The sequence below is a fragment of the Parvibaculum sp. genome, assembly GCF_049671045.1.
Classification (GTDB): domain Bacteria; phylum Pseudomonadota; class Alphaproteobacteria; order Parvibaculales; family Parvibaculaceae; genus Parvibaculum.
Window position 1 is genome coordinate 1 of the sequence record NZ_JBATUH010000055.1, and the last position, 13,374, is coordinate 13,374.

Sequence of the window (13,374 nt, forward strand, 5' to 3'; positions counted from 1 at the left end):
CGTCCAATGCCTCGAGATCGGCGACGATCTTCTTGAGCAGATCCGCCGAGGCGACATCGACCGCAACGTCGATGGCGGATGCGAAGCCTTGCGCATCCGTTCCGCCGTGACTTTTCACGACGAGGCCGTTCAATCCGAGGAAGAGCGCGCCGTTGGACGAGCGCGGATCGAGCTTCTTCGCCAGCGCGCGGAAGGCGCCCTGCGCAAAGAGATAGCCGAGCCGCGAAATCCATGAACGCGAAATAGCCTCGCGCAGATAGGAGGCGACCTGACGCGCGGTTCCTTCCGCCGTCTTGAGCGCGATATTGCCCGTGAAGCCGTCCGTCACGATCACATCGACGGTGCCCTTGCCGAGATCATCGCCCTCGACGAAACCGTGAAAGCGGATCGGAAGATTCGCCTCGCGCAGGATCTGCGCGGCCTCCTTCACCTGCTCGGTTCCCTTGACCTCTTCCTCGCCGATATTGAGGAGGCCGACCGTCGGCTTGTCGACGCCCAAAATCACGCGCGCATAGGCCTCACCCATCACCGCGAACTGCACGAGCTGGAAGGCGTCGGGCCCGATCGTCGCGCCCACATCGAGCACGACGCTCTCGCCGCGCATTGTCGGCCAGAGCGCGGCGAGCGCGGGCCGCTCGACATGCGGCATGGTCCGCAGGACCACCTTCGACATCGCCATCAGCGCGCCCGTATTGCCGGCCGACACGGCCGCCTGCGCCTTGCCCGATTTCACCGCATCGATGGCGAGCCACATGCTGCTCGTCTTCCGTCCGCGCCGGAGTGCCTGGCTCGGCTTGTCCGTCATGGCGACCGAAACTTCCGTGTGAACGATCTCGCTCACGGCGGCGACGCGCGGATGCGCGTCGAGCACGGGGCGCATCTTCGCTTCGTCGCCATAGATGAGAAACCGAACATCGGGATGGCGGACAGAAGCTATGTCCGCCCCGCCGATCACCGTCTCGGGACCGTGATCGCCGCCCATCCCGTCCAGCGCTACCGTGAGTCCAAGCGTCACAATGCCCCTTCTCCTTCCCGCCGCTTCGCATCTTCGCGCGCGGCGTTGAATTCCCCGTCAGCCGCGTCCCGAAGATACAGGGTTGAAGCCCCCAGACAATATTCTCGTATCGGCCCGAGACGCGGCCCCATCAATCATTTTTCTTGAGTTTTTCGAGCACGGCAAAGGGATTCGGCCGGGCCTCCTCGGCCTCCTCCTCGTCCGAAACCACTTCCTCGAAGGCAGCGCCCTGCTTTCTCGGATACGGATCGAGCGAAAGTGCGAGCTGTTCCGCCAACACTTCCCCGACGTCAATATGATTGCCGGACATGGCCTCGGGCGGCTCGTCGCTCTCCGGGTCGATGACGATCTCACGTTCCGAACCCGGAGCGCCCGCATCCGCTTCCAGATATTCGGCAGGCAGAAAATGAACCTTGAAGCGCTCGGTCAGGCGGGCCTCGACCGGCTCGAGCGTGACGACGCAGGCCTGAACGACATCGGCCTCGAATCGCCCTTCCAGCGCATAGCCGATCCGGCGCCACGGGCGGAGCGTCCCCGTTCCCTTGAACGAGCGAAGCTCGATGAGATCGAATCGCGTCGCGAGCCCGCGCCTCTGCTCCTCATCCGCCTCGAAGGCGATTTCCCGGCCCTGCGGCGGCACGTCCGAGAGCTGGATGACGATATGAAATTCCGGGGCCATGTCGGTGCTCAACTGACGCTCCTGTTTTCCTCGACCGGCACTACGGGAAAGCGGATCGCGCCGGCCAGTATCGTGTCGGCCTCCTGCGTGGCGAGCGCGCCATCCGCGAGACGCAGATAATTCGCCACCGCGCTCACCTGCGTCGCCGAGGGCTCCGCCATCGCGAAGAGATTGCGCTTCAGCGCCGCATCGAGAACGCCGGGCTCTTCGGCGTCGAGCCCTTCGTCATAGGCCGCGATGCGGCCATAGAAGGCCGCCGCCATTCCCTTGATCTTCTTGCCGACGGAAAGGTCGCCGACGCCGATCTCGCGCAGCGTCTGGTCCATGTCGTCGAACATGATGTCGAAGACCCGCTGGCCGGCCTCTCTGGCCGGGTCGCCCAGCGCCTTCATCCGCCGCAAGACCAGAAAGGCATGCAGCATGACCATCTCGAAGCGCCCTTCGAGCGTGTCCGGCACGCCGCCATCGAGATAGAACCAGGGCTGGCGGGCCTGCGCGACCAGCGCATTATAAATCGCATAGGGCCCTTCGTCCCTATCGGCGCGACCGAAAATCCTTTTCCATATCATGTCTTGCCTCCGCCGGGCGGGGTGCGCGGCCAGGCTCTGCTTACAGAAGCCGATTGAATTTAGCCAGCGACAAGGGTAGGTCAATCTAGGGCCTGTAGCCCTCTCGCCCCCTGGCGAAGCGGGAAACGGGCCCATGCATTCATGGGCCAGGAGGATTCTCCCATATGACTTCCCAACGTCTGCGGCGCCATGCCGGAATCCTGGTCGCCGTGGCCTCCCTGTCGGTCGCCGGCCTCGCGCTGGCCGGTTGCTCGCCGGTCGTCGAACAGCGCGGCTATGTGCTCAACGAGAAAGACCTGAAGAGGATCAAGCCCGGCCAGACCACGAAGGAGGAGGTCCGGGAATATATGGGCTCGCCTTCCACCGAGTCGCCCCTCGGCGGCCCGCATCACGATGCCTATTACTACATCTCGAGCACCTTCGAGACGGACACCTTCTACCCGCCCGAGGAAGTGGACCGCACCGTCGTCGCCGTCTATTTCGACAAGCAGGGCGTCGCCCAGCAGGTCGCCTATTACGGGCTTCAGGATGGCGAGATCGTCGACTTCCAGACGCGCACGACCCCGTCGCGCGGCAAGGAGCTGACGGTCCTCGGCCAGCTCTTCAGCAATCTCGGCCGCTTCAACAAGGCGAACGACAAGAGGAACACGGGCCCCGTTCCCGGCCGCCCCGGCGGCTGAGGCAGCCCCTCCCCCATTCAGGCGCCGCACGGCGCAAACGGCCCAAACAAAAAGGCCCCGCGAATTTCGCGGGGCCTTCTGTTTTCGGATCGTTGCCGATCAGTGCGCGAGCACGGCGAGAAGCAGCAGCGCCACGATGTTCGTGATCTTGATCATCGGGTTTACCGCCGGGCCGGCCGTGTCCTTGTAGGGATCGCCGACCGTGTCGCCGGTCACCGCCGACTTGTGGGCTTCCGAGCCCTTTCCGCCAAAGTGGCCGTCCTCGATGTACTTCTTCGCGTTGTCCCACGCGCCGCCGCCCGACGTCATCGAGAGCGCGACGAAGAGACCCGTCACGATCACGCCGAGAAGCATGGCGCCGACGGCCGAGAAGGCCTCGGACTTGCCGGCGATCGCCAGCACGAAGAAATAGAGGACGATCGGCGACAGCACCGGGAGGAGCGACGGAATGACCATCTCCTTGATCGCTGCCTTCGTCAGCATGTCCACGGCGCGGGCATAGTCAGGCTTCGAGGTGCCCTTCATGATGCCCGGATCAGCCTTGAACTGGCGACGCACTTCTTCCACGACCGAGCCGGCCGCGCGGCCCACGGCCGTCATGCCCATCGAACCGAAGAGATAGGGCAGCAGGCCGCCGATGAAGAGGCCGATCACCACATAGGGGTTCGAGAGGGAGAAGTCCGCCGCAACGCCGACGAAGTAGGGATAGGTTTCCGGCGAAGCCGAGAAGTAGTTGAGGTCCTGCGTGTAGGCGGCGAAGAGCACCAGCGCGCCGAGGCCCGCCGAGCCGATCGCATAACCCTTGGTGACCGCCTTCGTCGTGTTGCCCACGGCGTCGAGCGCGTCGGTGGTCTTGCGGACCGAGGCCGGAAGATCGGCCATTTCCGCGATGCCGCCCGCATTGTCCGTCACCGGGCCGAAGGCGTCGAGCGCGACGACCATGCCGGCAAGCGCCAGCATCGTGGTGACCGCGATGGCGATGCCGAAGAGGCCGGCCAGCGCATAGGTGACGAGGATGCCGCCGACGATGATGAGCGCGGGCAGCGCCGTCGCTTCCATCGAGATCGCCAGACCCTGAATGACGTTCGTGCCATGGCCCGTGACCGAGGCGGCGGCGATGCTCTTCACGGGGCGGTAGTCCACACCCGTGTAGTACTCCGTCACCCAGACGATGAGGCCCGTGACGACGAGGCCAACCACGCCGCAGATATAGAGGCTCTGGCCGGTGAAGCTCAGCGTCCCGACCGTGAATTCCGTCTGGAAGCCGACGATCTTGTCGGTCACGAACCAGAGCGCGACGAGCGACAGCAGCGCCGAGGCGACGAAGCCCTTGTAGAGCGCGTTCATGATGTTGTTGCTCTTGCCGAGCCGCACGAAGAACACGCCGAGGATCGACGTCACGATGCACGCGCCGCCAATGGCCAGCGGATAGGTCATCATGTTCGCCGTCACATCGCCCACGAAGAAGATCGAGGCGAGCACCATGGTCGCGACCAGCGTCACCGCATAGGTCTCGAAGAGGTCGGCCGCCATGCCGGCGCAGTCGCCGACGTTGTCGCCGACGTTGTCGGCGATCGTCGCCGGGTTGCGCGGATCGTCCTCGGGAATGCCGGCTTCGACCTTGCCGACGAGATCGCCGCCGACGTCGGCGCCCTTGGTGAAGATGCCACCGCCGAGACGGGCGAAGATCGAGATCAGCGAAGCGCCGAAACCGAGCGCGACGAGCGCGTCGATCACTTCGCGCGAATTGGCCTCATAGCCGAGATAGCCGACGAGCACGGCGAAATAGACCGCGACCGCGAGCAGCGCGAGGCCCGCCACCAGCATGCCGGTGACCGTGCCCGCGCGGAACGCGATGGAAAGGCCCGCCGCGAGGCTCTTGCTGGAAGCCTGCGTCGTGCGCACGTTCGCGCGCACCGACACGAGCATGCCGATATAGCCGGCCGCGCCGGACAGCGTCGCGCCGACCAGGAAGCCGATGCCGACCTTGAGGCCCAGCAGCCAGGAGATCACCACGAAGATGACCGCGCCGACGATGCCGATGGTTGTGTACTGACGGTTCAGGTAAGCGCCCGCGCCTTCCTGGATCGCCGCGGCGATCTCCTGCATGCGCGCGTTGCCCGCATCCGCCGACAGCACGGAACGCCCCGCGAATATGCCGTACAGAATTGCGAGTCCGCCGCAGCCTATGATTGCCCACAGTGCGTTGCTCATTGTTTTTTCCTTGATTTCCTTGAACTGGATATCGTGCGGGAAATTGGACTCGAATCCGGGATCATCCGGCTAAGTCCCCCCTCCGGAAGCAGAATGCCGCGGAAGATGCCAAATGCCGGCATGGAAAGCAACTGAACGTAACTATTTGGAAGGGTTTCGGAAAAGTTGAATCGGCGTCAGAAATGGCGGAAACCGGCCCGCTTCAGGCTGAGCTTCTGTCCGTGAACGTCCAGGGCGGCGATGCCCTCGCCCGCCGGGCGGATCTCTCCGATCCGGGTCACGGGCACTTGCGCGGCCGCAGCGATTTCCGCGATTTCGCCCGCCGCTTGCTGCGGCGCCGCGAAGAGAAGCTCGTAATCGTCGCCCCCGCCCAGCACTGTCTCGATCAGGCCCGGGCGAGCCTCCAGCACGCGGCGCGCGGCGGCTGAAAGCGGCAGGCGCTCCACCTCCACCCGCGCCCCCACTCCCGAAACGGCACACATATGCCCGAGGTCGGCCATCAGCCCGTCCGAAACGTCGAGCGCCGCATGGGCAAGCTCACGCAGGCGCAGGCCGACGCCGAGACGCGGTTCCGGCAGGCGGTAGCGGCGGATGAGGGCGGCGCTCTCCGCTTCACCGAGGAAGCCAAGCTCGCCCCGCGCGGCAAGCAGACCGAGCGCGCCATCCCCCACCGTCCCGGTGAGATAAAGCGCGTCGCCCGGCCGCGCGCCGCCGCGCCGGATCATCCAGCCGCGCGGCACCTCGCCAATGGCCGTCAGCGAGAAGGAGAGCGGTCCCGGCGCCGAAACAGTATCGCCGCCCCAGAGGGAAAGACCGAACTCGGCCTGATCGAGACGAAGCCCTTCGGCAAACGCCTCCATCCATGAGAGCGGCGTATCCGGCCGCCAGGACGTGACGAGAAGGTAGCCGCGCGGTGTCGCGCCCTTGGCGGCAAGGTCCGAGAGGTTCACGCGCAGGAGCTTCCGCGCCACGTTCCCCGCCGGATCGTCGGGCAGGAAATGCACGCCCTCGACAATGGCGTCGACGGTCAGCACCGTCTCCATGCCCGCCGTTGGCGCGAAGACCGCCGCATCGTCGGTGAGGCCCAGCGCGCCCGGCGCGCCCGCCGCAAGCGGCGCGAAGAGCTTTTCGATCAGGCTGAATTCGTCAGGACGATCCTGCGCCGGCATCGCCCGCTCCACGCGGCTTGCGCAAGCTCGCACCGAGCTTGTCGAGCACCGCATTGACGACGCCGGGCTCGTCGCCCTCGAAGAAGGCGTGCGCGACATCGACATATTCGTTGATGACCACCTTCACCGGAATGTCCTTGCAGCGCCTGAGTTCATAGGCGCCGGCGCGCAGGATGGCGCGCAGCGTCGCGTCGATGCGGGCGAGCGTCCAGCCCCGCGCAAGCGCGCCGTTGATGGCGACGTCCACATCGCGCTGCTCGCGCACGACACCGCGGATGATGTCCTCGAAATGCGCCTCGTCGGCGCGCGCATAGACCGAGCCCTCGATCTCCTGGCCGAAGCGATGCTCGATGAACTCCTCGACGATGTCGTCGAGCGGCGTGCCCGCCACGTCCATCTGGTAGAGCGCCTGAACGGCACCGAGGCGCGCGGCGCTGCGCGCGTTCGTGTCGAATTTCCCGCTCTCTGGAACAGGCGGTTCAGCCGCGGCCATCATTTGCCTGCACCCTGCATCACGCGCCCATCTTGCGCTTGAGATCGATCATGTCGAGGCAGGCGGCCGCAGCCCCCCCGCCCTTGTTCTTTTCGTTGACCCGGGCGCGGGCCAGCGCCTGCGCCTCGTTTTCGACCGTCTGAATGCCGTTGCCGAGGGCGAGCGAGCGTTCGACCGCTAGGTCCATCAGCGCCCGCGCGGACTCGTTCGAGACGATGTCGTAATGCGTCGTCTCGCCGCGAATGACGCAGCCCAGTACGACGAACCCGTCGATCCGCTTCGTCACGCCGCCATGCGCCATCGCATCGAGCGCGAATTTCACCGCGGCGGGGATCTCCAGAACGCCGGGCACCTGGATGCGCTCCCAGGTCGCGCCCCGCCCCTCGATCTCGGCGATGGCGCCACGCGCCAGCTCGTCGGCGAGATGCTCGTAGAACCTCGCCTCGACAATCAGCACATGGGCCTTGGTGGTCTTCAAGATGCGATCTCCTTCGCCTTCTTCTCGCTAGATGCGCGCTTTGCGGAACTGATCGGCCGCTGGCCGACGATCTTCAATCCATAGCCGTCGAGGCCGACGATGCTGCGATCCGTGTCGGAGAGAAGGACCATGTCCCTCACGCCGAGATCAAGCAGGATCTGCGCGCCGACGCCATATTCGCGCAGACGCCGCGGCATGCGCTGCTCCACATTCTCGCCCTTGCGCAAGAGAAGATCGGAGACGACGGTCGCCGTCGTGTCGCGGATGATGACGATGACGCCGCGCCCTTCTTCCGAAATGATCTGCATCGCATCCTTGACGAGATCGGACCGCGATCCGGCAGCGCCGAGAATATCGTCGAACACGTTCATCGCATGCATGCGCACGAGCACGGGCTCCGGCGTCGAGATGTCGCCCTTCACCAGCGCGATGTGCTCGGCATATTCGACCGTGTTCAGATAGACCATCATCTTGAAGTCGCCGCCGAACTTGCTTTCGAGCTCTGTCTCGATGGCGCGATGGATGAAATGATCGTAGCGACGGCGATAGGCGATGAGATCGGCGATGGTCGCGATCTTGAGCCCGTGAAGCTGCGCGAACTGCACGAGATCGGGCAGACGCGCCATCGTGCCGTCATCATTCATGATCTCGCAGATGACGCCTGCGGGATAAAGCCCGGCGAGGCGCGCGATATCGACCGCCGCTTCGGTGTGCCCGGCGCGAACAAGCACGCCGCCATCCTTGGCGACGAGCGGGAAGACGTGGCCCGGCGAGACGATGTCGTTCGGCCCCTTGGTCGGGTCGATGGCGACTGACACCGTATGCGCGCGATCATGCGCGGAAATGCCGGTCGAGATGCCTTCGCGCGCCTCGATCGAGACGGTGAAGGCCGTCTGGTTCCGCGACTGGTTGTTCTGCGACATGAACTGCAGGTTGAGCTGCTTTGCCCGGTCGGCCGTCAGCGTGAGGCACACGAGGCCGCGTCCGTACTTCGCCATGAAGTTGACGGCTTCCGGCGTACACATCTGCGCCGGGATGACCAGATCGCCTTCGTTCTCGCGATCCTCGGCATCGACAAGAATGAACATCTTGCCGTTGCGGGCGTCCTCGATGACCTCTTCGATAGACGAGAGATATTCCTTGTACACGATGCTCAATCCTTCTCTGCCAGCCGGGCGACATACCTGGCCAGCATGTCGATTTCAAGATTAACGGCATCCCCGCACTTCGCCTGCCCCCAGGTCGTCACCGCCTGGGTGTGGGGGATGATATTGACGCCGAACCGCGTGCGGCCCGCATTGGAGCCCTCGCGCATGTCCTCGACCTCGTTGACGGTAAGCGATGTTCCGTCGATCGTCACCGATCCCTTGGGCGCGATGAAGCGTCCGAGCGCGGCGGGCGCCTCGAAGGTGAAGCGCATGGAATCGCCGTCCGGGCGCATCTCGACGATCTCGCCCACGCCATCGACATGGCCGCTCACGATGTGGCCGCCAAGCTCGTCGCCCGCCTTCAGCGCGCGTTCGAGATTGATGGGCGTTCCCGCTTCCCAGCGGCCGAGCGTCGTGCAGGCGAGCGTCTCGGCCGAGGCATCGACTGAGAACCAACCCTTGCCGTCCGCCCGTCCCTTTTCGACGACGGTGAGGCAGCAGCCCGAGCACGCGATCGACGCGCCTATGGCGATGCCGTCCGGATCATAGCTGGTCTCGATCACGAAGCGCGTATCGCCGCGCTGCTCGACCGATTTGATGCGTCCCACATCCGTGACGATACCGGTAAACATTCAGTGCCGAACCACATAGCTGGAGAGAGTGTCGTCGCCGAGCGACTGGGTTTCCTTGAGGACGAGCGACGGCGCCTTGCCCAGCGTATCGACGCCGAGCGAGGCGACGCCGCTTGTGCCGTCGCCGCCGATGATCCGTGGCGCGCAGAACCATTCGATGCGATCGACGCGGTGAGCGCGAATGAGCGAGGCCGCAAGCCGCGCTCCGCCCTCGACGAGGAGGCGCGTGATGCCGCGTTCTCCCAGAAGGCCGAGCGCTTTCTGCATGTCCATATGCTCATCCGCGCCCTTCGGCACGTCGATGAGTTCGACCCCGCATTCCTCGAAGGCGGCGCGGCGCGCAGCATCTCCGCCTGCCATCGTCAGCAGCCAGACGGGCGCACCCGCGCGCGCATCGCGCACGAGCTTCGATGTCAGGGGCAGGCGAAGCCGTCCATCCGCGACGATGCGGGTGGGCGAGCGATCCTCGAGGCCGGGCAACCGGCAATCGAGCATGGGATCATCGACGATGGCGGTCGCGCTGCCGACCATGATGGCGTCATGCGTCGCGCGCAGGAGATGGCCGCGCGCGCGCGCCGCCTCGCCGGTGATCCATCGGCTGTGGCCCGAATGGGTGGCGGTCTTGCCGTCGGCCGATGTCGCGAGCTTCAGCGTGACCAGCGGGCGGCCATCCATGACCTTGAGGAAAAACCCCTGATTGAGGGCGCGCGCCTCGGCCTCGAGCACATTCTCGACCACCTCGATGCCCGCCTCGCGGAGCATGGTATAGCCCTTCCCCGCCACGCGCGGGTCGGGGTCGGAAACGGCGCCGACCACGCGGGCGATCCCCGCCTCGATCAGCGCGCCCGCGCAGGGCGGCGTCCGGCCGTGATGAGCGCAGGGCTCGAGCGTGACATAGGCGGTGGCGCCGCGCGCCGCCTCCCCCGCCCGGACAAGCGCCTCCGTCTCGGCATGGGGCCGGCCACCCTTCTGCGTCCAGCCGCGCCCGACGACGATGCCATCCCTGACGATGATGCAGCCCACCGCCGGGTTTGGCGCGACGATGCCCAGTCCCCGCTCCGCGAGGCTGAGCGCCATTTTCATGAAGTCGCTATCCGTGGCTCGCGCCATCCCGCATCCCAAAACTGATCTTGGGGCGAGTGGCTTCAGCGGTCGTCGTCGATCTCGTCGCGACCCGGGCCGCTGAGTTCGCCCAGAAATTCCTCGAAATCCTTAGCTTCGCGGAAATTCTTGTAAACCGATGCGAAGCGGACATACGCGACGGCGTCCAGAGAGCTCAGGCCTTCCATCACGAGCCGCCCGACAACCGCCGAGGGTATCTCGCTTTCGCCCATGCTCTCGAGCCGGCGTACGATGCCGCTCACCATACGCTCAATGCGGTCTTGCTCAACAGGGCGTTTGCGCATCGCGATTTGCACGGAACGCATGAGTTTATCGCGGTCAAAGGGCACCCGCCGGCCATTCGCCTTGATGATGGTCAGCTCGCGAAGCTGCACGCGCTCGAAGGTCGTGAACCGCCCCCCGCAGGCGGCGCAGAAGCGCCGCCGTCTGATCGCAGTATTGTCCTCCGTGGGACGTGAGTCCTTCACCTGCGTGTCTTCATTGCCGCAATATGGACAACGCATCCCCTCTAGCCCCCAATTCCTTCACTTCGCCTCGACAGTCCCGTGGCTGGCGCCCGCCCGCAAATCCTATTGCGGGCCGCCATAGATCGGGAACCGCTTGCAGAGATCGATGACCCGTTCCTTCACGGACGCCTCGACGGCCGCGTTGCCCTCGTCGCCATTCTGGGCGAGCCCGGCCAGCACCTCGGTGATGAGCTTGCCGACGAACTGGAACTCCGCAACGCCGAAGCCCCGCGTCGTCCCTGCCGGCGTCCCGAGCCGCACGCCGGACGTGACCGTCGGCTTCTCGGGGTCGAACGGAATGCCGTTCTTGTTGCAGGTGATGTTGGCGCGCTCCAGCGCGGCTTCCGCCACCTTGCCCGTGAGCTTCTTGGGCCGCAGATCGACCAGCATGAGATGCGTGTCGGTGCCGCCCGAAACGATCGCGAAACCGGCCTCGCCGAGCGTCGCGGCAAGCGCGCGCGCATTCTCGACGACCGACTTCGCATAGAGCTTGAATTCGGGCCGCAGCGCCTCGCCGAAGGCGACCGCCTTGCCGGCGATCACATGCATGAGCGGGCCGCCCTGGATGCCCGGGAAGATGGCGGAGTTGATCTTCTTGCCGATCTCTTCGTTGTTGGAAAGGATCATGCCGCCGCGCGGACCGCGCAGCGTCTTGTGCGTGGTCGTCGTCACGATGTCGGCGAAAGGCAGTGGGCTCGGATGCGCGCCGCCCGCCACGAGGCCGGCGAAATGCGCCATGTCGACCATGAGGAGCGCGCCGACCGAATCCGCGATCTCCCGGAACGCCTTGAAGTCGATGATGCGCGGATAGGCCGATCCGCCCGCGATGATGAGCTTGGGCTTGTGTTCGCGCGCGAGGCTCTCGACCTCATCGAGATCGATCTGATGGTCCTGCTTGCGCACGCCGTACTGCACGGCATTGAACCACTTGCCCGACTGGTTCGGTGCCGCGCCATGGGTGAGATGCCCGCCCGCGGCGAGGCTCATGCCGAGGATGGTGTCGCCCGGCTTCAGAAGCGCCATCATCACGCCCTGATTGGCCTGTGAGCCGGAATTCGGCTGCACGTTCACATAGGCGCAGTTGAAGAGCCGCTTCGCCCTCTCGATCGCCAGTTCCTCGGCGATGTCCACGAATTCGCAGCCGCCATAGTAGCGCTTGCCCGGATAACCTTCGGCGTACTTGTTCGTCATGATCGAGCCCTGCGCCTCGAGCACGGCGCGCGACACGATGTTCTCCGAGGCGATCAGCTCGATCTCGGTCTGCTGCCGGCGAAGCTCCTTCTCGATCGCATGCAGGATCTCGGGATCGCTCTGGGCGAGGCCATCTGTGAAAAAGCCCGAGGCGGTGCCCCGTCCGGCCACTGCGCTGCTGGATGACATTGACTGAACCTTCTTCGACGGAATGAGACGAACTGCCGGATTGAATCCCGGTAGCCGGACTGGCGGCGCGCCGCCTCCGGCTCACCGTGGCGTGATACCACATATCGCGATTGGGGGCCAATGCACCACTATAAAACTTGACCTTGGTCCGTCCGACAGCATTTCAAGATTTAACGCAGCGTAAGGCTTGAAATCTTCTCGCGGGGAGGCAGGCACCACGTATTTTCAGGCTGGCGAATGCGTCCCCTCAGGCCATCGCCAAGAGCTAATACCCGCCCCCTCATGTATTCGGCCCCAAAAAAGACTTCTGTGTCGCTGGAATGTGGTCTTCGGGCCGAAAGAAAACACAAAGACAAGATAAACGCCTACTGTACAGCTTGATCCCCAGAGACTTAACGCGCTAGATAAGTATCCATATTCTAGGGACAGAGATTCGTTTGGCGGCGATTGCCGTGCGGCAAAAAGGTGTTATCGGCAATGAGCGATACCAAGAACAAGACTGATGGCACAATGCCAGGACTACTTCGCCTGGCCAGCGATATCGTTTCCGCATATGTGAGTAAAAATGCCGTAGCGGCCACGGATCTGCCCGGTATGATCCGGACCGTCCACAACACGCTCGCCGAGCTCGAGCGCAGCGGGGACAGCGTCGCGGCCGCCCAGGAACTGACACCGGCCGTCCCGATCAAGAAGTCGGTGACGCCCGATCACATCATCTGTCTGGAAGACGGCAAGAAGCTGAAAATGCTCAAGCGCTATCTGCGCTCGCAGTTCGGGTTGTCGCCGGAGGAATATCGCGCCCGCTGGGGCCTGCCCGTCGACTATCCGATGGTGGCACCCAACTACGCCGCGCAGCGCTCCCGCCTCGCCAAGCAGATCGGGCTCGGCCGCACCAGCCCCAGCACGCCGCGCGGCCGTCGCAAGAAATAATCATTCTCAAACGAGGATGCCGCCGCCCGTCCCGCCGTCCCTGGGCGGCTCGGTGCGGCGTGGCGGCTGCCCTTCGCCGTCCCGCCCCAGCCGGTAACGCAGCTTTTGCAGGGCGATGCGCTCCAGCTCATTCTGGGATGCCGTCGCGGGGCCGACCACGGAAACCTCCGTTCCCGTCGCAACATCGACCGCCGTCACCTTGACGCTGCCACCGATCGGCTGGAATTCGAAGATGACCTCGCGGCGGCCGCCTGCCCCGGAGGCGGCCGATGGCGGATTGCCGCTGTCGCCGTTACGCGGCACGCCTTATGTTCCGCTGCGTCCAGACGGAATCGAGAGCCTTCACCAGATCTCTCATC

At 64.9% G+C, this 13,374-nt stretch carries 15 protein-coding genes; 2 read left to right on the forward strand and 13 right to left on the reverse strand.

Annotated features, from left to right (window positions below; all coding sequences use genetic code 11):
• From plsX to WBG82_RS06930, 3 genes are all read right to left on the reverse strand, one after another.
• Positions 1-1,015 (reverse strand): phosphate acyltransferase PlsX (gene plsX / locus WBG82_RS06920; protein WP_424423037.1); only part of this gene is annotated, 1,015 nt, incomplete at its 3' end.
• A 130-nt stretch (positions 1,016-1,145) separates the two neighbouring features.
• Positions 1,146-1,706 (reverse strand): YceD family protein, encoded by a 561-nt coding sequence (locus WBG82_RS06925; RefSeq protein WP_424423040.1) that lies wholly within the window; start codon positions 1,704-1,706, stop codon positions 1,146-1,148.
• A complete protein-coding gene (locus WBG82_RS06930; RefSeq protein WP_424423042.1) occupies positions 1,703-2,263 on the reverse strand; it encodes a ubiquinol-cytochrome C chaperone family protein in 561 nt (186 codons plus the stop codon). Before WBG82_RS06930 ends, WBG82_RS06925 begins: the two co-directional genes overlap by 4 nt.
• 164 nt (positions 2,264-2,427) lie before the next feature.
• Here WBG82_RS06930 and WBG82_RS06935 point away from each other — a divergent pair, with 164 nt between their 5' ends.
• Positions 2,428-2,943, forward strand: a complete 516-nt coding sequence (locus WBG82_RS06935; RefSeq protein WP_424423045.1) for an outer membrane protein assembly factor BamE — start codon at positions 2,428-2,430, stop codon at positions 2,941-2,943.
• A 99-nt stretch (positions 2,944-3,042) separates the two neighbouring features.
• Here the strand turns inward: WBG82_RS06935 and WBG82_RS06940 are convergent, their stop codons facing one another.
• The 9 genes from WBG82_RS06940 to glyA form a co-directional block, all read right to left on the reverse strand.
• The gene (locus WBG82_RS06940; protein ID WP_424423048.1) at positions 3,043-5,157 is read right to left on the reverse strand and encodes a sodium-translocating pyrophosphatase; all 2,115 of its coding nucleotides are present in this window, start codon (positions 5,155-5,157) and stop codon (positions 3,043-3,045) included.
• Positions 5,158-5,333: 176 nt separating this feature from the next.
• Positions 5,334-6,326, reverse strand: coding sequence for a thiamine-phosphate kinase (gene thiL / locus WBG82_RS06945; protein WP_424423050.1), 993 nt, complete (start codon positions 6,324-6,326; stop codon positions 5,334-5,336).
• Positions 6,304-6,819: a transcription antitermination factor NusB gene (gene nusB / locus WBG82_RS06950; protein ID WP_324297441.1), complete on the reverse strand. Its 516-nt coding sequence runs from the start codon at positions 6,817-6,819 to the stop codon at positions 6,304-6,306. The genes thiL and nusB overlap by 23 nt, the downstream gene beginning before the upstream one ends.
• 19 nt (positions 6,820-6,838) lie before the next feature.
• Complete coding sequence (gene ribH, locus WBG82_RS06955) at positions 6,839-7,297, reverse strand: 6,7-dimethyl-8-ribityllumazine synthase (RefSeq protein WP_324297328.1); 459 nt, start codon at positions 7,295-7,297, stop codon at positions 6,839-6,841.
• Positions 7,294-8,445 (reverse strand): 3,4-dihydroxy-2-butanone-4-phosphate synthase, encoded by a 1,152-nt coding sequence (ribB, locus tag WBG82_RS06960; RefSeq protein ID WP_324297440.1) that lies wholly within the window; start codon positions 8,443-8,445, stop codon positions 7,294-7,296. Before ribB ends, ribH begins: the two co-directional genes overlap by 4 nt.
• 5 nt (positions 8,446-8,450) lie before the next feature.
• Positions 8,451-9,077 carry a riboflavin synthase gene (locus WBG82_RS06965; protein ID WP_424423053.1) on the reverse strand — a complete coding sequence of 209 codons (627 nt, stop codon included), beginning with the start codon at positions 9,075-9,077 and terminating at the stop codon, positions 8,451-8,453.
• Positions 9,078-10,187: a bifunctional diaminohydroxyphosphoribosylaminopyrimidine deaminase/5-amino-6-(5-phosphoribosylamino)uracil reductase RibD gene (gene ribD / locus WBG82_RS06970; RefSeq protein ID WP_424423056.1), complete on the reverse strand. Its 1,110-nt coding sequence runs from the start codon at positions 10,185-10,187 to the stop codon at positions 9,078-9,080.
• 35 nt (positions 10,188-10,222) lie between these two features.
• Positions 10,223-10,702, reverse strand: coding sequence for a transcriptional regulator NrdR (gene nrdR / locus WBG82_RS06975; RefSeq protein ID WP_424423058.1), 480 nt, complete (start codon positions 10,700-10,702; stop codon positions 10,223-10,225).
• 66 nt (positions 10,703-10,768) lie between these two features.
• The gene (gene glyA / locus WBG82_RS06980; protein WP_424423060.1) at positions 10,769-12,085 is read right to left on the reverse strand and encodes a serine hydroxymethyltransferase; all 1,317 of its coding nucleotides are present in this window, start codon (positions 12,083-12,085) and stop codon (positions 10,769-10,771) included.
• 477 nt (positions 12,086-12,562) lie between these two features.
• Here glyA and WBG82_RS06985 point away from each other — a divergent pair, with 477 nt between their 5' ends.
• Positions 12,563-13,015: a MucR family transcriptional regulator gene (locus tag WBG82_RS06985; protein WP_424423062.1), complete on the forward strand. Its 453-nt coding sequence runs from the start codon at positions 12,563-12,565 to the stop codon at positions 13,013-13,015.
• Positions 13,016-13,021: 6 nt separating this feature from the next.
• On the opposite strand, the gene WBG82_RS06990 is transcribed toward WBG82_RS06985, so the two are convergent.
• Entirely contained in the window at positions 13,022-13,318 is a 297-nt protein-coding gene (locus tag WBG82_RS06990) for a DUF6898 family protein (protein WP_424423065.1), read from the reverse strand.
• Positions 13,319-13,374: the final 56 nt, after the last annotated feature.